This window comes from Variovorax sp. 679 (assembly GCF_003952185.1).
Lineage (GTDB): Bacteria > Pseudomonadota > Gammaproteobacteria > Burkholderiales > Burkholderiaceae_C > Variovorax.
Genome location: NZ_RXFS01000006.1, coordinates 214,640 through 237,974 on the forward strand (window position 1 = coordinate 214,640; position 23,335 = coordinate 237,974).

The 23,335-nt window shown below is 67.3% G+C and carries 22 protein-coding genes; 5 read left to right on the plus strand and 17 right to left on the minus strand.

All coding sequences use genetic code 11. The annotated features are described in order from the left end of the window. Window positions 1-20: 20 nt before the first annotated feature. Both fahA and EJO71_RS16880 read right to left on the minus strand, forming a co-directional pair. Window positions 21-1,340 (minus strand): fumarylacetoacetase, encoded by a 1,320-nt coding sequence (gene fahA, locus EJO71_RS16875; RefSeq protein WP_125949924.1) that lies wholly within the window; start codon window positions 1,338-1,340, stop codon window positions 21-23. Further along, window positions 1,337-2,125, minus strand: coding sequence for an SDR family oxidoreductase (locus tag EJO71_RS16880; RefSeq protein WP_125949923.1), 789 nt, complete (start codon window positions 2,123-2,125; stop codon window positions 1,337-1,339). Before EJO71_RS16880 ends, fahA begins: the two co-directional genes overlap by 4 nt. A 138-nt stretch (window positions 2,126-2,263) precedes the next feature. On the opposite strand from EJO71_RS16880, the gene EJO71_RS16885 reads away from it, so the two are divergent. Beyond that, on the plus strand, window positions 2,264-3,037 hold the full coding sequence (locus tag EJO71_RS16885) for an IclR family transcriptional regulator (protein ID WP_125949922.1): 774 nt from the start codon (window positions 2,264-2,266) through the stop codon (window positions 3,035-3,037). 10 nt (window positions 3,038-3,047) lie between these two features. Here the strand turns inward: EJO71_RS16885 and EJO71_RS16890 are convergent, their stop codons facing one another. The 5 genes from EJO71_RS16890 to EJO71_RS16910 form a co-directional block, all read right to left on the minus strand. Then, the gene (locus EJO71_RS16890; RefSeq protein ID WP_125949921.1) at window positions 3,048-3,818 is read right to left on the minus strand and encodes an alpha/beta fold hydrolase; all 771 of its coding nucleotides are present in this window, start codon (window positions 3,816-3,818) and stop codon (window positions 3,048-3,050) included. Between the two features lie 47 nt (window positions 3,819-3,865). Continuing rightward, the gene (locus EJO71_RS16895) at window positions 3,866-4,837 is read right to left on the minus strand and encodes a tripartite tricarboxylate transporter substrate binding protein (RefSeq protein WP_125949920.1); all 972 of its coding nucleotides are present in this window, start codon (window positions 4,835-4,837) and stop codon (window positions 3,866-3,868) included. A 65-nt stretch (window positions 4,838-4,902) separates the two neighbouring features. Beyond that, window positions 4,903-5,631, minus strand: a complete 729-nt coding sequence (locus EJO71_RS16900) for an enoyl-CoA hydratase/isomerase family protein (RefSeq protein ID WP_125949919.1) — start codon at window positions 5,629-5,631, stop codon at window positions 4,903-4,905. Then, on the minus strand, window positions 5,628-6,806 hold the full coding sequence (locus EJO71_RS16905) for an alpha/beta hydrolase (protein ID WP_125949918.1): 1,179 nt from the start codon (window positions 6,804-6,806) through the stop codon (window positions 5,628-5,630). Before EJO71_RS16905 ends, EJO71_RS16900 begins: the two co-directional genes overlap by 4 nt. Before the next feature lie 375 nt (window positions 6,807-7,181). Next, the gene (locus tag EJO71_RS16910; RefSeq protein ID WP_125949917.1) at window positions 7,182-8,822 is read right to left on the minus strand and encodes a tannase/feruloyl esterase family alpha/beta hydrolase; all 1,641 of its coding nucleotides are present in this window, start codon (window positions 8,820-8,822) and stop codon (window positions 7,182-7,184) included. Window positions 8,823-9,026: 204 nt separating this feature from the next. Between EJO71_RS16910 and EJO71_RS16915 the strand changes: the two genes are divergently transcribed. Continuing rightward, window positions 9,027-9,662, plus strand: coding sequence for a TetR/AcrR family transcriptional regulator (locus EJO71_RS16915; protein WP_125949916.1), 636 nt, complete (start codon window positions 9,027-9,029; stop codon window positions 9,660-9,662). A gap of 32 nt (window positions 9,663-9,694) precedes the next feature. Here the strand turns inward: EJO71_RS16915 and EJO71_RS16920 are convergent, their stop codons facing one another. Together EJO71_RS16920 and EJO71_RS16925 are read right to left on the minus strand one after the other, a co-directional pair. Further along, complete coding sequence (locus EJO71_RS16920) at window positions 9,695-11,545, minus strand: tannase/feruloyl esterase family alpha/beta hydrolase (RefSeq protein ID WP_125949915.1); 1,851 nt, start codon at window positions 11,543-11,545, stop codon at window positions 9,695-9,697. Between the two features lie 40 nt (window positions 11,546-11,585). After that, on the minus strand, window positions 11,586-12,629 hold the full coding sequence (locus EJO71_RS16925) for a tripartite tricarboxylate transporter substrate binding protein (protein ID WP_164546846.1): 1,044 nt from the start codon (window positions 12,627-12,629) through the stop codon (window positions 11,586-11,588). Window positions 12,630-12,928: 299 nt separating this feature from the next. Here EJO71_RS16925 and EJO71_RS16930 point away from each other — a divergent pair, with 299 nt between their 5' ends. Both EJO71_RS16930 and EJO71_RS16935 read left to right on the plus strand, forming a co-directional pair. Beyond that, window positions 12,929-13,726: an alpha/beta hydrolase gene (locus tag EJO71_RS16930; protein ID WP_206169024.1), complete on the plus strand. Its 798-nt coding sequence runs from the start codon at window positions 12,929-12,931 to the stop codon at window positions 13,724-13,726. A gap of 98 nt (window positions 13,727-13,824) precedes the next feature. Beyond that, a complete protein-coding gene (locus EJO71_RS16935) occupies window positions 13,825-15,504 on the plus strand; it encodes a phospholipase D family protein (RefSeq protein ID WP_125949913.1) in 1,680 nt (559 codons plus the stop codon). Between the two features lie 9 nt (window positions 15,505-15,513). Here the strand turns inward: EJO71_RS16935 and EJO71_RS16940 are convergent, their stop codons facing one another. From EJO71_RS16940 to EJO71_RS16975, 8 genes are all read right to left on the minus strand, one after another. Then, window positions 15,514-15,828, minus strand: a complete 315-nt coding sequence (locus EJO71_RS16940; protein WP_240651432.1) for a c-type cytochrome — start codon at window positions 15,826-15,828, stop codon at window positions 15,514-15,516. Between the two features lie 38 nt (window positions 15,829-15,866). Further along, the gene (locus EJO71_RS16945; protein ID WP_125949912.1) at window positions 15,867-18,050 is read right to left on the minus strand and encodes a molybdopterin cofactor-binding domain-containing protein; all 2,184 of its coding nucleotides are present in this window, start codon (window positions 18,048-18,050) and stop codon (window positions 15,867-15,869) included. After that, entirely contained in the window at window positions 18,047-18,526 is a 480-nt protein-coding gene (locus EJO71_RS16950) for a (2Fe-2S)-binding protein (protein WP_125949911.1), read from the minus strand. Before EJO71_RS16950 ends, EJO71_RS16945 begins: the two co-directional genes overlap by 4 nt. A 1,009-nt stretch (window positions 18,527-19,535) precedes the next feature. Further along, a complete protein-coding gene (locus tag EJO71_RS16955; protein WP_137860718.1) occupies window positions 19,536-19,994 on the minus strand; it encodes a hypothetical protein in 459 nt (152 codons plus the stop codon). A gap of 21 nt (window positions 19,995-20,015) precedes the next feature. Beyond that, the gene (locus tag EJO71_RS16960; protein ID WP_240651431.1) at window positions 20,016-20,240 is read right to left on the minus strand and encodes a hypothetical protein; all 225 of its coding nucleotides are present in this window, start codon (window positions 20,238-20,240) and stop codon (window positions 20,016-20,018) included. Between the two features lie 249 nt (window positions 20,241-20,489). Continuing rightward, the gene (locus EJO71_RS16965; protein ID WP_206169023.1) at window positions 20,490-20,969 is read right to left on the minus strand and encodes an SRPBCC family protein; all 480 of its coding nucleotides are present in this window, start codon (window positions 20,967-20,969) and stop codon (window positions 20,490-20,492) included. Beyond that, entirely contained in the window at window positions 20,966-21,307 is a 342-nt protein-coding gene (locus EJO71_RS16970; RefSeq protein ID WP_125949908.1) for a metalloregulator ArsR/SmtB family transcription factor, read from the minus strand. Before EJO71_RS16970 ends, EJO71_RS16965 begins: the two co-directional genes overlap by 4 nt. Next, window positions 21,307-21,963 (minus strand): glutathione S-transferase family protein, encoded by a 657-nt coding sequence (locus EJO71_RS16975; protein WP_125949907.1) that lies wholly within the window; start codon window positions 21,961-21,963, stop codon window positions 21,307-21,309. The genes EJO71_RS16970 and EJO71_RS16975 overlap by 1 nt, the downstream gene beginning before the upstream one ends. Window positions 21,964-22,455: 492 nt before the next feature. On the opposite strand from EJO71_RS16975, the gene EJO71_RS16980 reads away from it, so the two are divergent. After that, a complete protein-coding gene (locus tag EJO71_RS16980) occupies window positions 22,456-23,277 on the plus strand; it encodes an IclR family transcriptional regulator (protein ID WP_125949906.1) in 822 nt (273 codons plus the stop codon). Window positions 23,278-23,335 lie beyond the last annotated feature (58 nt).

Genomic DNA, 23,335 nt, shown 5'->3' on the forward strand with positions numbered 1-23,335 from the left:
TGTTCTTCCTTTTTCGGGGATCAGCCCGCGGCGGCGAGCAGGCGGGCGGTGCATTCCCCGAATCCGATGCCCACGCGGCCGGGCGCCTCGCAGCGGCCGACGAGCGTCACTTCGTCGCCGTCCGCGAGGAAGGTGCGCTGCTCGCCGTTCGGAAGCGTCAGCGGCTTCGAGCCGCCCTCCGAGATCTCGAGCAGGCTGCCCAGCGCATCCGCTCCGGGACCCGACACGGTGCCGGAGCCCAGCAGGTCGCCCGTGTCCAGCCAGCTGCCGTTGCTCGTGTGGTGCGCGACCATCTGGGCGAAGGTCCAGTAGAGGGTGTCGGTGCCGGAGCGCGAGAGCGTCACCGGCGGCGTGCCTTCCGCGGCCATCCGCTGCGTGCGCAGCCTCGCTTCGAGCGTGATCCGCAGGCCGCCGTGGAGCTGGTCCCGCGCGTCGTGGAGATAGGGCAGCGGGGACGGATCACCCACAGGCCGTTCGGCTGCGCTCACGCGGAACGGGGCCAGCGCGTCCGCCGTCACGACCCAGGGCGATACGGTGGTCGCGAAGCTCTTGGCGAGAAAGGGGCCCAGCGGCTGGTACTCCCACGACTGGATGTCGCGCGCCGACCAGTCGTTGAGCAGCGAGAAGCCGAACACGTGCCGCCATGCGTCGCCGACTGTCACCGGCTGGTCGGGCGTGGACGCGGCGCCGATGTACAGGCCCAGTTCCACCTCGTAGTCCAGCCGCTGGGCAGGGCCATGGCGCGGTGCCGTGTCGGCCGCGGCCTTCAGCTGGCCGTGCGGACGCCGCACCATCGCGCCGCTGGCGCGCACGCTGTTCGCGCGGCCGTTGTAGGCGATGGGCAGGTGCTTGTAGTTCGGCAGCAGCGGCATGTCGGGCCGGAACATCCGGCCCGCATTGGTCGCGTGATGGATCGATGCGAAGAAATCCGTGAAGCCACCGATCTTCACGGGCAGCAGCAGTTCCGCGTCCGAGATGCGGACCAGCGCTTCACCGAGCGCGGCGCGATCCCTTTCATGGCCAGCGGAGAGCAGCCGCGAGAGCTGTGCGCGCAATGCGGAAACGGCCGAAGGGTCCAGCACCATCAGATCGTTCAGTGCGGAGGCGCGGCAAGCCCGCGCCGCGGGGGCAGCCGCTCCATCGAACAGCTCTATGCACATGCCGATGTCCAGCAGCCTGTCTCCGATGCCGACTGCGCAGCGGGGCGCATCGGACGGATGGCGCCGGAACACCGCGAACGGCAGGTTCTGGATCGGGAAGTCGGTGCCTTCCACGTTGGCCGACCCGACCCAGCTGCGCAGCGCCGGATCGTGCGTCGCATCGAGCTCGATGGCATTCACAGGCTGTGCCCTCCGTCGATCACGATCCGCGTGCCCGTGGCCGTGCGCAGATGGGACACGCAAGCCAGCACGGCGAGCGCCACGTCCTGCGGTGTGACGACGCGCCCGAGCGGCGTGGCGGCAGCCTTCTTTGCCAGCTCATCGGGATTGCGTCCCGGAACGAAGCCGGTGTCGACCGCCGCGGGCGCGACGCTGAGGAAACGCACCGGACCGAAGGCCCTGGCCATCGACACGGTCATCGTGTCGAGCGCCGCCTTGGCCGCGCAGTAGGCGATGTTGCTGCCGAGCCCGGTGAAAGCCGAAACGGAAGACATGTTGATCACGGTCGCATCGTCCGATGCGCGCAGCAGCGGCATGAGCGCACGTGTGATGGCGTAAGGGCCGCCGACGTTGGCGCCCAGTATCTCGTCGAACAGGGCCGGTGGCAGCGCATCCAGGTCGCCATGCGCGATACGCCGGGTGAAGCCGGCCGAGTTCACCAGCACGTCGATGCGGCCGAAGCTGCGCTGGAGCGCCTCCGCCGTCGCTGCGTGCGCCGCGCCGTCGGTCAGCGGAATCCGCAGTGCGATGTGACCGTTGCCCGGCAGCTGTTCGCGCAGTGCCTGCGCACGCTCCGCGCCCTCGTTGTAGCCGATGACGACCGTCGCTCCCGCATCGGCCAGCGCGCGCACGCAGGCCGCGCCGATGCCACTGCTGCCGCCGGTGACGACGGCCACCTTGCCGGCGAGGCCGGGCGCGGACCCTTGCGACGCTTGCCTTTCCTTCTTCTCTTCTTCCTGATGCATTCCTCGGGCCCTTGCGTTGTGCCTGCGCGCACCGCATCGGAAGAGTGATGTCCGATAGTCGGGGCGCGTGTTGTTGTTCCGAGGGAAATTGTTTTCTAATGGCCCGCACTCAACCAGACGTTTGTCCACTAGTCGAACATGAAAGCGCCCTCCGATGCAGGTTCGCTGAAGCGGGGCGTGGCGATCCTCAAGCTGCTCGCCACGGCCGGTCCGCGCGGACTCGCACTGACGGAGCTGTCCGAGAAATCGCGGATTCCCCATCCCTCGGTGCATCGCATCCTCGGGCAGCTGACCGCGGAGCGGCTGGCGGTCTTCAACGCGGAGCTGCGGCGCTACAAGCTCGGTCCGCTGGCGTTCGAACTGGGCGTGGCCGGCTCGACCATGCACGACATCCGCGACCTGTGCGAACCCGCGATGGACATGCTCGCGAAGGAGACGGGCGACACCGTCTACCTGGTCGTGCGAAGCAGTTTCGATGCAGTTTGCATGCATCGCCGCGAAGGCTCGTTTCCGATTCGTGCGCTGGTGCTCGAGGTCGGCAGCCGGCGACCGCTGGGCGTGGGTGCCGGGGGGCTTGCGATCCTGTCGGCCATCGACGAGGAGGAGCGCTCGGAAATCATCGAGCGGGTGGGGCCGAGCCTGGCCGCCTTCGGCAAGCTCTCGCCGCAGGACCTCGCCGAAGCCTGCGTGCAGGCGCGCACCCTGGGCGCCGCCGTGATCCAGAACCGCGTGAGCCTGGGCGTCAAGGCGGTCGGCGTTCCTTTCCGCGATTCGATGGGGCAAGCCGTGGGCGCCCTGAGCGTCGCGGCCTTGTCGCAGCGCCTGAGCCAGCGGCGCATCGCCGTGGTGGCCGAGATGCTGCGCGGCGCGACGCAGTCGGTCGAGATCCTGCTGCGCAAGCGCAAGCCATGAGGCGTCGGCTTCAGCCGGCCGCGTGCTCCCGCAGGAAGGCCTCGATCCGCGTCACCAGATAGGCCGGCGTCTCGAGCATCGGGTAGTGGCCGGCGTTCGGCAGCGCTTCGATCTGCGCATGCGGGTACATGCGAGGGAAGGTCGCCTGCACGAAGTCGGAAGACACGCCCGCGTCGTGCGCGCCCACAAGCACCAGCAGCGGCGCGCGCAGCGCGCCGGCCTCGCTGGAGAAGTCGGTGGCGGAGAAGGCATGGAAATAGTCCTCGAAGGCGCGAGGGTTCGAGGTTGCGCGCTGATGGGCCAGCACCCATCGCCCCGCGGCCGGCGTGAGGCGCGTGCCGAGCGAGTTCTCGATGACGCCCAGCGCCGCCTCGTCGCTCCTCGCGGCCGATGCGAACAGCGCCGCCACTTCCGGCGGCAGCGGCACGCCGGAGGCCGGCACCGGCGTCACGCACACGGCGGCTTCGATGCGCTCGGGCGCGTCGATGGCGACCCGCTGCGCGACCATGCCGCCCATCGAATGCCCCAGCAGCGAGAAGCGCTCCCAGCCCAGGTGGTCGGCCAGCGTCAGCGCATCGGCGGCGATCTCCGCGATCGAGTGCCGACCCTCGATGGTGCGGGAGGCTCCGTAGCCGCGGTAGTCGGGAAAGGCGTAGGTGAAGGCCTTCTCGTCCAGCAGCGGATAGGTCGGCGCCCACACGTCGTGGTCGCCGAACCAGCCGTGAAGAACCATCACGCGCCGGGGGCCGTTGCCCCGGATGTCGTGGCCCAGCAGAGTCATGTGCGTTCTCCTTTCGTTCGTTCGTGCCAGCCCGGGCGCGGGCTTCGTCAGTCGATCTTGATGTTCGCGGTCCGGATCACCTTCGCCCATTTCGCCGACTCGCTCGCGATGGTGCCCGCGAACTGGGCCGGCGTGCTGGCGACGACGTCGACCGTCTGGTCCGCGAGCTGGCGCTTGACCTCCGGCTCGGCGAGCACCTTGCGCAGTTCGGCCGCCAACCGCTCGACGACGGCGGCCGGCGTACCTGTCGGCGCATTCAGGCCGAACCACAGCGCCGAGTCGAACCCGGGGACGCCCGATTCCTCGAAGGTCGGCACCTGCGGCAGCGAGGCGATGCGCTGGTGGCCGATGACCGCCAGGGCCTTCACCCGTCCCGCGCTGACCTGCGCCAGCACCGGCGCCGCCGGCGTGAACGACAGGTCCACCAGCCCGGCCATGACATCGGTCAGTGCCTGCGAGCTGCCTTTGTACGGCACATGGGTGAGGCGAACGTTCGCCGACTGGTTGAACAGTTCGCCGTAGAGATGCGTGAAGGTGCCGTTGCCAGACGAGCCGTAGCTGAACTTGCCGGGCGTGGCCGACGCCGCCGTCACCAGTTCCTTGACCGTGCGCGGCGCGAGGTCGGACTTCGCGATCAGCAGCGCCGGCGCTTCGGCGATGAGGCTCACCGGCGCCAGGTCCTTCGTGAAGCTGAAGCGCAGGTTGGGATACAGGCTGGTGTTGATGACATTCGCCGTTGTGCTCAACAGCAGCGTGTAGCCGTCGGGTGGTGCATGGGCCACCGCTTCGGCGGCGATGCTGCTGCCGGCGCCGGGGCGATTCTCCACGATCACGGGCTGGCCGAGGCCCTGCGTCAGGCGCGGGCCGACGATGCGCGCGATGAGGTCGCCGGTGCTTCCGGGCGGGAAGCCGACGACGATGCGCACCGGCTTCTCCGGAAACCCGGCGGATGCTGCCGGCGCGCAGGCGCCAGCCAGTGCGAAGGCCGCCGCAAGAGGCGCAAGAAATGAGAGTCGCATGGTGATGTCTCCTGTCTCGTTCTGTCTTGTCGTCGTCGTGTGCGGCGCCGTCCCGGCACGGCCGTCTAGCGCGAGCCCAGCACGTTGGCGAGCAGCCCTGCGCCGTAGAGCACCGCGTTCGATTCGTGGTGCCGCGGCGCGGTGGCGAGGTATTGCTTGACCGCCTGCACCGCTGGTGCCGGGAAGGCCAGAAGGCGCTGCACCAGCGCGTTGCCCTCGGCCTGCAGCCGGCTGTCTTCGACGATGCCCCCGACGATGCCTGCCGCCAGCGCGGCGTTCGCGTCGATGGGCTCGGCGCCGAAGACCAGGTGTGCGAGCGCCTTGGCCGGCATGCGGTCCAGCAGCGGTGCCATGGCGATGCAGGGCGGAATGCCGCGCTCCAGTTCGCGCAGTGCGAAGCTGCTGTCCGGAGTGCACAGCGTGAGGTCGCACCGCGCGGCCAGCACCAGCCCGATGCCCCATGCGCGCCCCGAAACTATCCCGAGCACCGGCGCGCGACAGCGGCCGAAGGCTTCGTACAGCTGCTGGATCGGCGCGGCATCGTCGCGCAACACGTCCGCCGCGCTGACGCCTGCGCCGGGTGGCGGCGGCGCCATCTCGCGGCCCAGGCAGAAGTCAGGGCCTTCGGCGCACAGCACGATCACCCGGCTCTCGCGCCCGGCATCGAGCGCTTCGGCCAGCGCCAGCGCCATGTCGTTGGTCAGGCGGTTGCCGGCCTGCGGGCGCTGCAGGCGGATGGCGGCCACGCCGGCCTGCACTTCGTAGCCGACCCAGGAAGACTCGGGCGTGGTCATGCCTTGCCTCCCGCCGAAAGACGCTCGGCCATCCAGTCGCAGACCATGCTCAGCGCGGGCTCCGGCCGGTCGAGGTTGACGTGGGCCGCGCCGCCTTCCTCTTCGGTGAACACGCGCAGCTGCTTGTGGCGTGAACTTACCGTCTCCAGCAGGCGATGCGCTTCAGAGGGCGGCGCGTGGCGGTCGTTGGCGCCGTGCACGACGAAGAGGTCGCAGTCGATGCGGGCGGCAACGCCTTCGAGGCGGAAGTCCTCCAGCTTGCGGAACGCACTCTCCCAGTCGGGCACGCCCAGTATCCGGAGGATCTGCTTGCCGGTGGTGCCCAGCGGTGCGTTGTTGCCCAGCTGGGTGGCACCCTGGCCAGGCACGTAGCCGACGCGGCGCACCATGCACGCGTGCGTGTCGAAGACTGCGCCCATCACCGCGCATGCCTTGATCCGCTTCTCGAACGCCACGGCGCGCGGCGCGTAGTAGCCGCCCCAGCTCGCTGCGACCATGCCGATGCGTGATGCGTCCACCTCCGGGCGCTGCAGCAGCCAGTCGACACAGGCCGACACCGGCTTCTCGAAATCGTGGCGCGCCACGAGCCCGTGCACACGCAGCGCGGAGCCCTGGCCCGGACCGTCGAAGGCGAGGGTGGCGATGCCGCGCCGCGCGAGGTTGAGCGCCACGTAGAACATCTCTTCCTTGTTCGCGTCCAGTCCGTCCGAAAGCAGCGCGACCGGCCCGGGGCCGCTGACGCCAACGGCCGGCACCAGATAGGCCGGAATCACCCCGCCTTCGAAGGGAATGTTCACCAGCTCGATCGCCGGGTCCCGGTGTTGGGCGAAGCTCGCGAAGCACGACAAGTGCTTGCCGTAGGCCTCCTCGGCACGTGGATCGTCCGGGTCCAGCAGGCCTTCCGCCCATTGGTGATAGACCGAGGCGCGCAGGGAGAAATCGCTCGCGCTCACCCGGTGGCCGCGGGCAATGGCATCGGCCGCGGATTGCTCCAGTTGTTGCCCGAGTTCGCTCCAGGCTCGATGCCAGGCTTCCACGTCGCCGGAGGGCTGTACCCGCGAGGCCTCCTTGAGGCGGGAGCAGGCCCAGTCGATCTCGCCGAACAAGCCGCCTGCGGCGATGGCCCGGAGCACGGCAAGAGACCAGCGGTAGTTGTCGGGGAAGTAGAAGAACATGCTCTCTCCAGCAGGTAAGGTGAATCGCGGATCTGCGGTGGCGCCGGGTGCATGGTCCGATGCACTTCACGGAGGAGCCGGCCGACAGCAGTTCGGGGAATTGTTCGCCTTGCGTTTGTGGATGTCTCGGCGTTGTCCAATAGATGGACACCAGAGCTGTCTCGCGTCCGCGTGCGAGAGGTTGGACGAGCGGGAGGATTGGCTTGGGCGGGCTTGATGATCTCTCTGACCATCGCGCATCACAGATGACGGCGGACGATGTACGCGTGGTCGCTGTCGTCGGCGTCGGCGGGTGCTCTGCATGGGGAGCGCGGGATCTCCCCGGGGTCATCGCGACGCTGCCGCCACGCACGGCGGCAGCGTCGCATGAGGCCGTCAGCTGCAGGTGTAGCTGGACGCCGTGTTCACATCGCCCGCGCCGTTGTACTTCGGGTACTTCGGATACTGGCAGGCGGGCATGCTTCGGGTCGTGCCCCCGCTGGTGAACGTGTAGGTCATCTGCGTGGGGGCATCGCCGTTTTCCACCCAGCCCATGATGGCGGACGCCCAGTCCACTTCCTTCAGCGAGCCACCTGCGCCGTGTCCGCCGCCGGGCACGATGAAGAAGCGCGTGGCGGTGTTGGGGTCGGCGAGTCCCATCGACTTCGCGATGCCGGTCATGGTCGTCCAGTTGCGGTAGTGGTCGTTGGGCGACAGCAGCGCATCGCTGCCGGCGTGCCAGGAGATCAGCTTGCGGCCCGAGGCCACGAAGCTGGCGATGGCCGCCTTGTCGTGATCGGCGCCGATGCGCGCGAGGCCGTTGCCGAGCATGTAGTAGTCGGTGTCCAGCACGAAGCCGGCCTGCTTCGCGGGCGTGAGCCAGGCCGGGTCTCCGCTCGCGAGCAATGCGAACCCGCCGCCGAGTCCGCCCCATCCGATGCCGAGTCCGTTGCCCCAGGAGTAGCCCGAGAGCACGGTGCCGCCGTTGGAGAGCTTGAGTTCCGAGAGGAAGGACTTCAGCGTCCCCACCTGTGTCGCGCCGAGGCAGATCGACGGGTCGGTGCTCGCACCCGGTGCGCCGCACTGCAGCACTGCTGGGTCGAAGGTGCAGGCCTGCGGATTGCCGATGAGGCTGTCGGTGGCACCGTCGAGCGCGTCGCACGATGCCAGCGCCGCCGCATAGGCTGCCCCGGTCTGCGCGGGGCTCAGCGCCGCGGGCGTACCCGTCAGCGAGGCCGCGCGCAGCCAGGCACTGGTCTGGCCCGCCATGTCCATGGTCTCGCAGCCCGAGACGATGCCGTCGAACTCCTGCGGCCAGCGCTGCGCGGCGATGTAGGCGTTGCGTCCGCCGTTGGAGCAGCCGTTGAAGTAGCTGTGGCTCGGTGCCTTGCCGAAGAAGGCCCTGGTGACGGCCTTGCCGAAACGCACCGTGGTGCCCACTGCGGCGTACGCGTAGTCGGTCGCCGATTGCTGGCCGTCGGCCGTGCCGCTGGCCCAGACGGCTGGCGCGGCCTGCGCGGGAACGCTTGCCCGGTTCCCGCCGTTCGATGCCGCGTACACGGCGCCCTTGAGCGCGAGTGTCGGATCGACCGCGGTCACCGCGCCGCCCGAGTCCTTCGTCACCACCGAGGCGATGCGCCCGTCGAAGCCGCCGCCGCCTTGCTGCCAGTACCGCCCGGTCCAGTTGTCCGGTACGTCGATCTCGATGTCGAGGAACGGTGCGCGCGTGCCGAGCACCTGGCAGAAGCCCGAGGCGTAGACCGGTGCCTTGGCCTCGAAGCGCGCGGTCTGCGTGACCGTCACGCCTTCGAGCACCTGGCCCTTGAGCGCGTCGCAGGTGCTCTTCAGCTGCTCGGCGGTAGGCCCTGCCGGTGGCGGTGCGGCGGGGGCGGGCGCAGGGGCGGGTGCCGGTGCTGGAAGCGGGATGAAGCCGCCGCCTCCGCCACCACCTCCCCCACAGCCGTGCAGGGCAAGGCCGGCGGCCATCAGCAGCCCCGCTGACAGCAGGGCACGGTGTACATGTTTTTCGTCGCGCATGGTTGTCTCCGATGTTTGATTTGTGCGCCGGGTGTCCGATCGGTCCGGACGATCCGGTGAGCTTTTCAAGATGACAACCGACCGTTCGGTCGGGAGGCGCAGCGAGGCTAACGCAGGTGCGCGAAATCAGGCAAGCGGCGCAGGCTCGGGACTAACCCCTAAGATCACCGGACGCGCCGCTTCACGCAGGACCCATTCCGATCCATGACCGTTGATCCTTTTTCTTCTCGCCCAAGCGACCAGCGCAGCCTGATTGCCAAGAGCGCAGCCGAGCTGTTCGCGCGCAAGGGCTATGCGGCGACGTCGATGAACGAGATCGCCGAGGCCAGTCATCTGTCCAAGCCCGGCCTCTACCACCACTTCAAGGACAAGGCGGAGGTACTGCTTCACATCGCCGACGGCCATGTCTCGCGCCTGGTCGACATCGTGACGGGTGTGGAAGCGCTGCAGCTGGCGCCCGATGAGCGGCTGCCCGAGCTGATCGAGGCGTTCATGGCCGAGTACGCGCAGGCGCAGCACGAACACCGCGTGCTCACCGAGGACGTGCGCTTTCTCGCGCCGGATGCGCAGGCACGCGTTCTCGACAAGGAGCGCACGGTGGTGCGCGTGTTTGCCGACGCCATCGCCGCGGCGCGCCCCGACCTGCACGACGCGCAGCTCCACAAGCTGCTGACGATGTTCCTCTTCGGCATGCTCAACTGGATGTTCACCTGGTTCAAGGCCGGGGGGCGGTTCTCCTACGAGCAGATGTCGCCGATCGCAACCCAGCTGTTCCTGAACGGTATCTCGGGGCTGGAGGTGGCGCCGAAGAAGCGGGTGCGCAAAGCGCGCAAGTCATAGGGCGGCCCGCGGGCATTGCCGTAGTGGCGCGGTTAGCGGCATGAGTAGCTGGCGGCGTCGGTGATGCTGCCGCTGCCGTAGGCCGGCATGCGCGGATAAGCGCACATCAGGCCGCTGGCCGCGGGCGCCGTGGCCGGCGTGTTCAGCACCACCTGATCGGGCGGCGCGACGCCCTTCTCGACCCAATCGGTGAGTGCCTGGTAGTTGAGAGCCTCCGGGTACAGCGGTGGATTGGCCTGGGCGTTGCCCGTGCCGTTCGTCGGGAAGTGCCCCATGCCCGGGATCAGGTAGAGCTTGTAGAACGCCTGCACCGCGTCGAGCCCGCCCATCTGCGCCGCCACGCGCCGGTAGTAGTCGACCACGCCCGCATGCGGGATCAACTGGTCGGAGGAGCCGACGACGGTGATCAGCTTGCCGCCGCGTGCGCGGAAGCGGCTCAGGTCGGGGTTGTCCGTGTCGATGTCGGAGAACTGCGGTTGCAGTGCGCGGCCGCTCGCCATGACATCCGGGAGCTGCGCATAGCTCAGGTCCTTCCAGCGGCTCGCGCCGTTGCCGGTCGCGTTCGTGAAGGTGGGGCCGGCCCGGCTGGGGTCCTGCAGGAAGAGGGCGGTCATGTCCGAGGCGATGAAGAAAGGCGCCTGTCCCGCCACGAGGCTCAGGCTGGCGCCGCGCGGCAGTCCCCACCAGAGCTGGTTCGGCGACAGCGTCGTGCCCAGGCCGTTGTCGATGGCCGGGTCGGGCACCGAGCCATCCGCTGTCGGGCCGTACCACATCTTGTTCACCGCCGTTGCCTGCACCGTCGTCAGGCAATCCGCGGTGGCATTGCTGCCGCCGTCGCTGGTGCACAGCAGGGCCTTGTCCTTGGCGGGGTCGTAGCGGCATTGCGAAGGATCGAGCAGGTAGCCCAGATGCCGTCCGCCCACGAGGTCGCAGGCGTCGAGGGCCGCCATCGAGACCGCGGTCGATTGCCCGGACGTGAGCGGCACGCCGCCGAGGTCGCGCTGGACCACGAGCTGCGGATACAGCACGCCGATCGTGAAGCGCGACCAGTTGATGGCCGGCGAGGTGGCGATGATGCCGTCGAAGTCCTCGGGGTACTTCTGCGCCTGCTTCAGGCCCTGGCGCCCACCGGTCGAGCCGCCATGCCAGTAGGTGTAGCGCGCGGCGGAGCCGAAGTAGGCGGCGGCCAGGGCCTTCGCCTTCACCGTCATCTCGTGGATGCCGCGCTCGGCGAACTCGTTCCATCCGACGGTGTTGATCGTGCCGTCCGGGTTCATCAGGAAGCTTGAGTTGCCGGCGGGATGCCCGGTGTCGGTGGTCGCCGCCACCGCGCCTTCCTCGCCGGCCACCCGCCACGGAGAGGCCGTGGGCGCGTCGGCGAAGCTCGCGAGCGAGGTCTGCGGGCCGCCGGCCATCGCGGCGCCGCCGAGCAGGTGGATGCGGCGGTTCCACTTCGAGGGCGACGGCAGCCAGACTTCGATGCCGATGCCCTGCGTGGTCGAAGGCGCGTCGGCGGGGCCCGCGTGGCCGGGGCCGACCAGGAGCTTGACCAGGCACATGTCGGACGCGGCCACCGGCGTGCTGCCCGTGGCCGTGCCCGACAGCAGCAGCGCCTCTCCGGACTTGAAGGCCCTGACCAGCAGCACCCGGGTGTTGGCGTCGGGCCGGAACGCGGTCTTCATCGACTCGTCGCACGAGAGTGGCGCCGGTGCCGGTGCCGGTGCAGGAGATGGCGAAGGAGGCGACGACTGCGGAAGAAAGCCGAGGAAGCTGCCCGTGTTGTCGTTTCCGCCTCCGCAGGCGACGAGCGCGGCGCACAGTCCGCAACATGCGAATCGTGCAACCGCACGCAGGACGACCTTGATGCCGGATGTCGTTTCCATGGACTCCCCCGAAAGCTGCGAGAAGGGAAAAATGGGGCTCTCAATCGAGCTTGATGCGGCCGTTCGCAAGCAGCGCGCGATGGCGTTCGATCTCCGTCGCGACGGTGCGCCGCATTTCCGCGGGGTCGCCCGACGCCGGTTCGAAGCCCTGCGCCACCAGTGACTGGCGAAGCCTCGGACTGCGCAGCACCCGTTGCCAGGCCTGCACGATTTCCTGCTTCCTGGCTTGCGGTGTGCCCGTGGGCAGCACCAGGCCCACCCACGAGTGGTACTGGTAGTTGCGCAGCGCAGGCAGGCCGGTCTCGGCGTAGCTCGGAACCTGCGGCAGCATTGCCCAACGCTGCGAGGACGTGGCCGCAAGGGCCTTCACCCGTCCGTTCTGCACGAGCGCAACGACGGGCGTGGTGGCGTAGACCATCAGATCCACTTCGCCACCTGCCAGCGCGCCCATGACCTGCGCTTCACCCTTGTACGGGATGTGCCGGGCGTCGATGTCGAGCGTGTGCAGCAGTTCCTCGCTCTGCAGGTGCAGGCTGGTGCCGATGCCGAACGAGCCGTAGGTGAGCTCTCCCGGATGCGCCTTTGCGTAGCGGACCAGATCGGCCATGCCGGCCACTGGCAGGTCGGCGCGCACTGCGACCACGCCGGCATTGGCTGCGACGATGCCCAGCGGATCGAAGTCGCTCAAAGGGGCGTAGCCGGGGGCCTTGTCGACCACCGGGTTCACCGAGGCGATGGAAGGCGAGACCGCGATCAGCGTGTGGCCGTCGCGCGGCGCGCGCAGGGCGGCCTGCACGCCGATCTTGCCCGCGGCGCCCAGGCGGTTGTCGACCACCACGGGATGACCGAGTGCGCTCGCCAGCTCGGGCGCCACCAACCGCGCGACGCGATCGATGGGACCGCCCGGCGGCGCCGGCACGACGATCGTGAAGACCTGCGGCGAGGCGACGCAGGTAGTGCCAGCCAGCAATCCTGCTGTGAGGAGCAGGGCGGCACGGCGTCTTCGCGGCGACGACTGAACCTGCCGGTGGCTGCGGAAGAGCTTCGTTGCAAGGAGCTCCAGCAGCTTGTCTCTGCTTGTCATGCGGCCATCGTAGGCAGGTAGATCGATATTCTGAAATACCGTTTTCCATCGATTTTCCATATGCCGTGGATATGAGTGGGTAGCAGTGCCGAGTGGAGCGGTGTCGCTGGCTGTCCCGGCAAGCCTGATCGCGCCATCGCGAACACCTTCGCGAAAAATGGTTTCTTCTAAATAGTTGACGTCTAAATTATTTAGGAATAAATTTAAGTCACAGCGAGGGCTTCGTGTGCGGTCCTCGGTGGCATCACTCTTCACGCACTCGTTCAATCCGCGCCAACGTGCGCATTCAGGAGTCGCAAATGTCCATGTCCAAGATCGCCAAGTTCTTCACCACCGCCGTCTTCGGTGCCGCAGTCGTTGCGGCTGGCGGCGCCGCGACGGCAACGGCCGCTACCCAGGCCAAGCCGGGCATCGTTCTCGTGCACGGAGGCTTCGTTGACGGCTCCGGCTGGGAGGGCGTCTACAAGATCCTGTCGAAGGACGGGTACGACGTGACCATCGTTCAGAACCCGACCATCTCCCTGGCCGATGACGTTGCGGTCACCAGGCGCGCGATCGCTGCCCACAAGGGGCCAGTCGTCCTGGTCGGCCACTCGTACGGCGGTGTCGTCATCACCGAGGCAGGCAACGACGAGAAGGTGGCGAGCCTCGTCTACATCGCTGCGTTCGCTCCGGACAAGGGCGAGTCGGTCGACTCGCTGATCAAGAACCCGCCTCCCGGCGCACCGGTGCCCCCGATCCTCCCGCCGCAGGACGGCTTCCTGATGCTCGACAAGGCGAAGTTCGCCGCTTCCTTCGCGGCGGACGTGAAGAAGGAGACCGCCGCCTTCATGGCGAACTCGCAAGTGCCGTGGGGTGTCGCCGCGCTGGGCGGAGCCGTCAGCGAGCCGGCGTGGAAATCGAAGCCGAGCTGGTATCTCGTGGCCAAGGACGACAAGATGATCCCGCCGCCCGCGCAGCGCGAGATGTCCAAACGCGCTGGCGCCGCTGTCACTGAAGTGCCAGGCAGCCATGCCGTCTACGTCTCCGACCCGAAGGCAGTCGCAGCGGTGATCAAGCGGGCCGCGGACAAGGTTTCCGCCACTGCCAGGCAGTGATGAAGCCGGGCGCCACCCGTGTCGAATCGCGCGGTCAGTTAAAGCTTTTCTAATTGTTCCGCGCTACCTTTCCGGACGCACCGGTTTGGAGGGATGACATGCGCACCTTGTTCGTCGAGGATGACGAAACGATCGGAACCAGACTGGTCCGCGGATTGGCACGCTCAGGCCGGTCCGTGGACCGGGTGCGAGACAGCCTGGGGTCGGCCATTCTGGCGGTTTGCATCGTGCTCTGCCTCGTGGGATGCGCTTCGCTTCCCGATGAAGGGCCGCGCGTCGCCACGACCTCGCTGCCGGTGCAGGGGCCGGCCACGCCGCTGGACCGGATCGCCACGGCATCCATGGAGGCGGCGCCAGCGGACATCAGCGGTTTCCGCCTCATGCTGGGCCTGGCCAGCATGGACACGCGCCTGGCACTGCTGCGCGGCGCCCGCCGTTCGCTCGACCTGCAGTACTACCACCTGCACAACGACGCCACCGGCCGGCTGATCCTGCGCGAGCTGCGCAACGCCGCGCAGCGCGGCGTGCGCGTGCGGCTGCTGGTCGACGATCTCTACACCGAGGAGATCGACGCCCTGCTGAGGGGCCTGGATGCCTACCCGAACGTGGAGGTGCGCCTGTTCAACCCGTTCCCCACGCGCGGCGGGATTGCCACGCGCTTCGGCCTGGCCCTGTTCGACTTCGCCCGCCTCAATCGGCGCATGCACAACAAGCTGTTCGTGGGCGATGGCGTCCTGGCGGTGGCCGGCGGGCGCAACCTGGGCGACATCTACTTCATGCGCGACGCGGACGCGAACTTCTTCGACTACGACGTGCTGGCCGCGGGACCGGTGGTGTCGCAGATGAGCGAGATCTTCGACGAGTACTGGAACGCTCCGCAAGTGCGCACCGCGGACTCCGTGCTGCGCCGGCAGCAGGATCCGCAAGCGCTGCGCGACGATTTCGATCGCAGCGTGAACGGGCCCGACACGCCGGAACCGCTGCCTTTCCGCTCCGTTGATCCGCAGGGCGGGTTGACGCTGGGCGACGAACTCCAGGCTGGACGGGTGCGGATGGACTTCGGCAAGGCACAGGCCTTCGCCGACTCACCCGCCAAGGCGTGGGGGCAGATGGAGACGCGGCGCTTGCCCAGTGGCGCGCAGATCGACACCAGCCGCCGGCTGCTCGGCGAAGCGGCGCAGCAGGCCAGCAGCGAGATCGTCACGGCCACGCCTTACTTCGTTCCGGGCCCGCTAGCGCTGCAGGGGATGCGGCGCAATGCGGCGCGCGGCATCCGGCAGATACTCATCACCAACTCTCTGGCCGCGACGGACGAACCGATCGTGCATACCGGCTACCGGCGCTACCGCGACAACCTGCTGCGCGGCGGCATGCAGATCTACGAAATCCGGCCGGATGCCGACCGCGCGCTCTTCTCCGGGCGGATCGGCGAAGGCGCCAGGGTGCGCCTGCACACCAAGGCCATGGTGGTCGACCGGCAGACGCTGCTGCTGGGCTCGGTGAACATGGATCTCCGCTCCGAGGGGCTGAACACCGAGTTCGGCCTGCGCATCGACAGCCCGGCGCTGGCCGAGGAGGCGCGTGCCTTCTTTTCCGAACTGATAGCGCACGCCGCGTATCAGGTGCGGCTGAAGCCGGGCAGCGAGCAGGACCTCGAATGGTGGAGCGTGGACGATGCCGTACCCGTGATGGTCACCGACCGGGAGCCCGGTGCCGACCTCTGGATGCGCACGAAGCTGTACTTTCAGTCGCTGGTCGTCCCGGAATCCATGCTCTGAGCGGGCGTTCTACCTGTCGTAGGCCAGGATCCAGGCTGCCAGGGCCTGCAGATCCGTGTCGGGCACCTGCGGCTGCGGCGGCATGGGCATGGAACCCCATCGTCCCGAGCCGCCGCTTCGGATGCTCGCCGCCAGCTGTGCCGCGGTTTTTCCGTCGGCGCGGCTCTTCTCTGCAATCTGCTGCCAGCTGGGGCCGACGGATTTCTGAGCCGGCTGATGGCAGGCGAGGCAGGCGTATTTGGCCGTTAGTGCCTCGCTCGCCAGGCAGGACATCGGTGCGAGCACGGCAATCTCGAGTAACAGGGCAGCGGAAAGTTTTTTCATGGACATGGGCATGGGCGAGGTTCGGTGAGGCGCATGGCTCATGCGCGACGAAGCTTGAGGTTCTTCAAGGGCAGGCTGCGAATGCGCTGGCCCGTGGCGGCGAAGAGCGCGTTGACCATCGCGGGCGCCAGGGGCGGCAGGCCGGTCTCGCCCACCGCGCCCCAACGCTGGTTCGGCGCGGCGGGGGGCTTCACGATCCAGGTCTCGATGCGCGGTGTCTCGTGGATGCGCAGCAGCGGGTAGTCGTGGAAGTTGCTCTGCTGCACCTTGCCGTCCTTCAGCGTGATCTCGTCGTTCAGCACTGCGCCGATGCCCTGGAGGATGCAGCCCTCCATCTGCGCGGCCACCGTGTCCGGATGCACCACGTGCACCGCATCGATCGCGCACACCACGCGATGCACCGTGACCGCGCCTTCGGCACTCACGCTGAGTTCCACCACCTGCGCGCAGACGGCATCGTCGAACTCGACCACTGCGATGCCCTGATGGACGCCTGCCGGCGCGCGGCCCCAACCGGCGCGCCTGGCGGCTTCGTCCAGCACCGCCAGCGACCGCGGCGCGCCTGCCAGCAGGCGGCGGCGGAACTGGTACGGGTCGTGCCCGCCCGCATGGGCGATCTCGTCGATGAAGGCCTCGCGAAAGAAGCTGTTCTGCGAATAGTTCACGCCACGCCAGAACCCCACCGGCACCGCGTTGTTGCGCATCACCGAACTGACCTCGAAGCCGGGCAGGTCGTAGAACATGTGCGACTCCAGCAGCCCGTTCATCATCCCGAGGTCCTGGCCGTTGCGCATCCACTGGGGCGCGAGGTGGGCCGCGATGGACGAGCCGCACAGGCGCAGCTTCCATGCGAGCAGATTGCCTTTTGCGTCGAAGCCCGCGGTCTGGCGCGCGAGCACCATCGGCCTGTAGTGGTCGTGCGTGAAGTCTTCCTGGCGTGTCCAGATCATCTTCACCGGCTTTCCGACTGCTTTGGCGATCAGCACGGCCTGGCGTGCCCAGTCCTGCGACAGGCCGCGGCGGCCGAAGCCGCCGCCCAGGTGGCACTTGTGGACGATGACCTTGGACGGCTCGATTCCCAACGTCCGGGCGACCATGGCCAGGGTGCCTTCGCCGTTCTGCGTCGGAGCCCAGACCTCCGCGCGTCCGTCGACCACATGCGCGGTGCAGGTCTGTGGCTCCATCGTCGCGTGCGCCAGGTAAGGAACCTCGTAGTCGACCTTGAGCACCCGCGCGGCCGAAGCCAGCGCCGCATCCGCCTCCCCAATGCGTCGCCCGATCACCGCGTCGGCGGCGTCCAGACCCTGCAGCAAGGTCGCGCGGATAGCGTCGCTAGACAGGCCGGCACCGGCGCTCTCGTCCCAGACGAGGGGCAGCGCATCAAGTGCGGTCTTGGCCTGCCACCAACTGGCTGCGACCACTGCCACGGCGTTGTCGCCCACCGGCACGACCTGCCGCACGCCGGGCAGGCGCATGACGCGCTGCGCATCGAAGCTCACGAGCTTGCCGTTGAGGGCAGGGCAGGCGCTGATGGCCGCGTAAAGCATGCCCGGCAGGCGCACGTCGATCGCGTAGATCGGCTGCCCGCTGACCTTGGCGAGCGTGTCGAACTGCGGCACCGAAGTGCCTATCAGCTGCCATTCCTGCGGCGGCTTCAGACGCACCTCGGCGGGCACCGGGCGCCGCGCCGCCGCCTCCGCGAGCTCGCCGTAGCGCAGGCTTCGCCCGCTGGGCCGATGACTGACCACGCTGTTCCTGGTGTTGCATTCCTCCGTCGGGCAGTTCCAGCGCGCGGCCGCTTCCGCCACCAGCATCGCGCGGGCCTGCGCACCGGCCTTGCGCAGGTAGTCCTGCGAGGTGCGGACGGATACGCTGTCGGTAGTGACCATGTTGCCCCACACGCGATTGCGCGCCACATGCTCGGCCGGTGACGCGTACTCGGGTCGCACGCGCGACCAGTCGCATTCGAGCTCCTCGGCCACCAGCATCGGCAGCGCGGTGAAGATGCCTTGCCCCATGTCTGAGCGTGCGACGCGGATCACGACCGCATCGTCGGGCTCGATGACGACCCAGGCCGTCAACTCGCGCGCCGCTGGAGCCTGCGCATCGGAACGACCCGGCAGCGCGCCGATGAACAGTCCGCCTGCAGCAGCACTGATCCCGAAGACGAAGCCGCGCCGGGTGACGCCTGATTGCTGTTCGATGACGGGCGACTCGCTCATTTCGGGCTCCCGCCGGCCGCACCAGAGCGACCCGATGCCACCTGCTCGATGGCTGCGCGGATGCGCGTGTAGGTGCCGCAGCGGCACAGGTTTCCCGCCATCGCCGAATCGATGTCCGTGCTGCTCGGATGCGGGTTCGCCTCCAGCAGGGCGGCGGCCTGCATGATCTGTCCGGACTGGCAGTAGCCGCACTGTGGCACCGCATGTGCCACCCAGGCCCGCTGCAGCGGATGCAAGCCCTGGCGGCCGAGCCCCTCGATGGTGGTGACGGAAGCGCCACCGACGGCCGAGAGCGGCGTGATGCAGGCGCGCATCGCGTCCTTGCCCACATGCACGGTACAGCAGCCGCACAGACCGGCACCGCAGCCGAAGCGGGTGCCGGTCAGGCCGAGTTCGTCGCGCAGGAACCAGAGCAACGGCGTGGCCGGGTCGCCCTCGAAGCGATGCGGGGTTCCGTTGACGGAGAGTTCGATCATCGTGGTGTCCTCCAGCGCCAATGCCGGCGCCTGGTGCGCACTCTAGGAGCCCTCCGTTATCGAAGTTTTAGGCCTGATTTAGGCGAACGTTAAGGCGAAGCGGAGTGGGGCATCCAGTCCTGTCGCCGGTTGAAACGCGAGTTCCGATGCACTGTCGAGCTCACTACGGTCAAGCAGGAGCACCTGACAGGCCTCGTCAAACGCACAAAAATTGGTCGCAAGGATCGGAGAGTCGGTTGATGGATTCCTGACTAATCTGCGTCTCAATCCTCTTGCGAACCAGATGGCACAAGATGTCGACCTCACCCCCGCGCTCCATGAACATGTTGTCCGTGCAGACCCGTGGCGAGGCAGAGATCCCGCTGACCGAGGAGATTCTCTTTGCCACGACGGAGACCTTCGGTATTCACCTCCTGGTGGCGCGTAGCGAAAGCGGGGTCTGCGCAGTCATCACCGATGCGAGTCCTCGGCAACTGGTGCACATGCTGGCTTCGGCCTTTCCCCGCCATCTCCGTCGCGAAGATGCAGCCTCTCTCAGGAAGGATCTGCAGCAGGTCTTGGATTTCCTGAACTTCCAGCCTTCCAGCGGTGCCCGATCAATCCTTGGGGCGTGTCTATCTATGCGGTGCCGCCAGCCTTCAGTGCCCACAGGCCGGAAGCTTCGACACTCGCCTTGAGCGCTGCGCAGAGATGCATGGCGACATATGCCGGCAGCACTTCAGTTCGGTGGTCTCCGCCGGGATATGTGCAATCGATGTGGCAAATGCCACCCTGGTCGATGACCGCGAGGGACGTTACGGGGAACTGTTGCACGCCTTCTGGTAGTCCTCTTCCGTGAGGTCAGGCCTTTCGTCATTCATGGTTCGGACTGGATGACGTTTGGGAAGAATGGGGACCGGACCTGGCTGCTGCGCCGTCCGCTCCAGGTCAGACCCGTAGTAGTGCGTGGCGCTGTAGTACTCGATGCACTTGCAAAGCGCCAGGAACCACTTTTCGTGCTGTTGCCTGATCATCCGGTGAGTGCTATCGCAGTCTGGATCGTCAGGACGAACATCGGGTTGGCGCCTGATCGCCAGGGCAAGGCGAAGCCGATCTCGACATACGGATTCGTGGCGCACAGCTCCGCTGTCGTGGCCTGCAAGGCAAAGCACATCAGGAACTCGCAGTTGTGGCATTGCGCTTCGATGCCGAAGTCGATCCCGACGAGCCGCCACTCGCCTTCCGGCACGTCGAGGGGCAGCAGGAGCTGACGAGCCCGCGCCTCCAGATGAGCGCGATTTCGAACGATCGAGATCGCTTTCTCGATCCCGATGGCGCTCGGACGTCCTTTTTCGTCGGCGACGATGATCTCCGTGCTGTCCGCAAGCATTGCCATCCACTCCTCCTGGGGAGGTGTGGCGAGCCGACGGACGGGGAGGAAATCGCCCGGGATGGCGAGCATCGCCTCATCGTGCGGATCCGAGGCCAACGGGAACCTCGTGCGTCTTGCTTAATGCACGACGGCGAGTGCGACAGTCCGCGAGAGGTGATCTTGCAGGCGCGCGCAGTGCTCGACGGATTCGATCGTCGCCCGGTGAATGCGGTCCTCCGCTGAAATCTTCTTCGCGACCGGGATTGCGGCAGCTCTCGTCGCTCTGGCGGCACGAGCCATTCGCAGCAGCAGCGCGTCGGCATCGAACCGATAGTGCCCACCGAACTGCAGGTGTCTCTGCATCAGGCGGGCCGGCTGGTCGCGAAGCCAGACAGAGGAAGGGGCAGGAGGGTAGGCAGGCCGTTGCGGGCCGCCTCGGCATGTCGGCACCGCGTTGTCGTGCGAGTCGCTCCTGCAGGGGCACCCAGGATTGCACTGGCGCCGGCTCGTGCAACACGCAGTTGCCGTATCGGAAGGCACGTCGACTGCGAAGTGCTGCGCAAACTTCGACTTTCAACTGAGCGTCAAAGTGACCCCGAGCATCGCCTTTCGTCAGCGCTGTAGATAAGCGCTGAGCTTGTCGATGATCTCGCGGCTGCCGCGCTCACGGCTGCCGTTGTCATCGAAGCCATCGAGGAATGCGCCCTGTTCCGTCATGATCAGTTGGGTCCCCGTACCCGATGCCTTGAACTCGAGGGTGGCCAGTGAGATCGAGATCTTGCGTCCGTCCAGATTCATCTCGTAGGCGTAGACGATCCGCTCGCCGGGAATGATGTCGAAGTAGGTCGCGTCGAACTCGGTCACCATGCCGGTTTTCCATTTGCCCTTCAGCCGCTCGCGGCCGCCGACCTTGAAATCCATGGTCCGCTCGACGATGTCCCAGTTGTCATTGGGTGCGGTGAACCAGCCGTTCTTGCCTTCGATGCTTGCGAATGCGTCGAACACCCGCTGCGGCCTCACGTCCGCATAGGTGCGTTCGATGGTGAAGACCCCGTGGGACACGCTGCGGTTTTGTTCAGTCTGATTGATCAATTTGATTCTCCGTCTGGGAAGTGCTTGAGGTGTTCGCCGAGGCGGTCGAGACGCTGGTCCCACTCCGCCCGACGCCGGTTGAACCACATCTCGGCAAGGCTGAGCGTGGCGGTATCTATGCGGCAGGTGCGCACCCGTCCGATCTTCTCGGAGCGCACCAGGCCGCTGGCCTCCAGCATCGCCAGGTGCTGGACGACGGCCGGCAGCGACATCGCGTAAGGTTCGGCGATCTCGCTGACAGTGGCCTGGCCGCGCGACAAGCGCTCCACAATGTCGCGCCGCGTCGGGTCCGCGAGCGCCTGGAATGTCAGGTCGAGATTGGCGGTTGCGTTTGGCATCAGCCGTTTCTCAGGGGGAAGTACTGGAAGTAGGGCTCGGCCTCGGCCAGCACGCGGGCCACGCTGGGTCGTGCCTTCAGGCGACCGAGGTAGGCCGCGAGTTCGGGCCATTCGGTCAGACGAACGCCGTGGTCGGCATAGAACAGCGCCGGCAGGGCCGCGCAATCGGCCATGGTGAAGGATTCGCCCGTGGCCCAGGGCCCGCTGCCGCTGATCGTGGGGGCGATGAGGCCATAGCCCGCTCGGATCTGGCGAAGCGCCTGCTCGGTGCCGAAAGGATCATGCTGCCCATCGGGGCGCAACCGGTCGGCAACGACCTGTTGAAATGGAGCGTGGATGTAGTTGTCGATGAGTCGATCGATCAGGCGGGTCTGCATCGCCAACTCGGGGTCGCCCGGGACCAGGGACGCCGCGGAGGGCTCGGTGCGCGCCAGGTAGTCGATGACGATGCTCGACTCCGGAATCGTCTTGCCCCGCGCGTTGTCGCGCAGCACGGGGAACTTCGCGAGGGGCCAGACCGCCTGGAAGGCGGCACGGTCGGCTGGATCGCCGAGATTTACCAGCCGCGGTTCGAAGGCGATGTCGGCTTCATAGAGCGCGATCAGTGCTTTCCAGCAGAAAGAAGACAGCGGGTGGTAGTAGAGGGTAAAGGACATCGCCGGCATAAAACTTAAGAGGATGCTTAAGTATCTGGGGTGGCCGGCGAAGCGTCAAGCGGTTTGAAGATGGCCAGGATCGCCGAATGGCGCCGCGCTTGCGAAAGGGGCGGTGAGTGCGTGGAGGCTCGATTGGATTTCGTCAGCTGGACTAACAAGTGTTGATTTCCATGGAGCCCTGACCCGGTTAGGTCGCCGAGGGCCATTTGAGTGGCCGAGTTTTCGACGCAGGTCGGAAGACCCGCTCTTGGTCGAGAGTATTCGCTCGCAGAGCTCATGCGAATGCCAGCAATAGCTGCACTGCCGATGCCGGGAGACTCATTCAGGGCGGTCGTCTTCGTCGCGAGCGACTACGGATTGATCCAACATCCTAGAAATGTCGACATAAGTGTAAACACTGTGATTGACGGGCGCGTTGTCGCAGACCATCTGCGGCCAGATTGCGCGCCTGACGGGCAGGCCGGATGGCACGCAATTTGCACAAGGCCCGCCATGACAGCCAGCTCGCCTCGCACCTCCACCAAGACCCCCAAGGTCACTCGCATCGATCGCGACAACGACAGTACGGTGCAGTCGCTCACGCGCGCCATGCAGTTGCTTGAGCTTCTTGCGGAGGACGACGAAGGCTTCCGACTGGTCGACATTGCGGCGCACACGGGGCTGTCTTCGTCCACTGCGCATCGGCTGCTCACCACGCTCGAGCAGCGGCGCTTCGTGCAGTTCGATCGCGAGACGAACCTCTGGTATGTGGGCGTGCGCTGCTTCTCGGTCGGTGCCGCCTTCGGGCGCCGCCGGCGCATCGCGCACCTGGCACTGCCGGTGATGCGCCGGCTGCGCGACAGCACCGGCGAGAGCATCAATCTGGGCATTGCCGACCTGGGCGACATCGTGTTCGTCACGCAGGTCGAGAGCCGCGAGCTCATGCGGGCCATCGGCAAGCCGGGCTTCCGCGCACCGCTGCATGGCACCGCGATGGGGCAGGCGATCCTCGCTGCGATGTCGGAAGACGACGTGTTGCAGTACCTGCGCACCTACGGCCTGCCGAAGCTCACGAACAACACGATCGCACGTGCCTCGCGGCTCCACGAAACGTTGGGCGAAGTGCGCCGCGCAGGCCACGCGATCGACGACGAGCAGAACGCCATCGGCCTGCGCTGCATTGCCGCCGCCATCCGCGACGAGCACGGTCAGCCCTTCGGGGCCATCTCGCTGGTCGGCCCGACGCAGCGCATCAAGAGCACCGACTTCCCGCACCTTGGCGCCACCGTGCGCGCCGCCGCCGACGAGATCACCGCCGCCTACGGCGGTCGCTGAAGCCTGCGCCTTCGGCGCGTCTTCCACTGGCGTCACGCGCCAAGTAGTTGATTCCAAA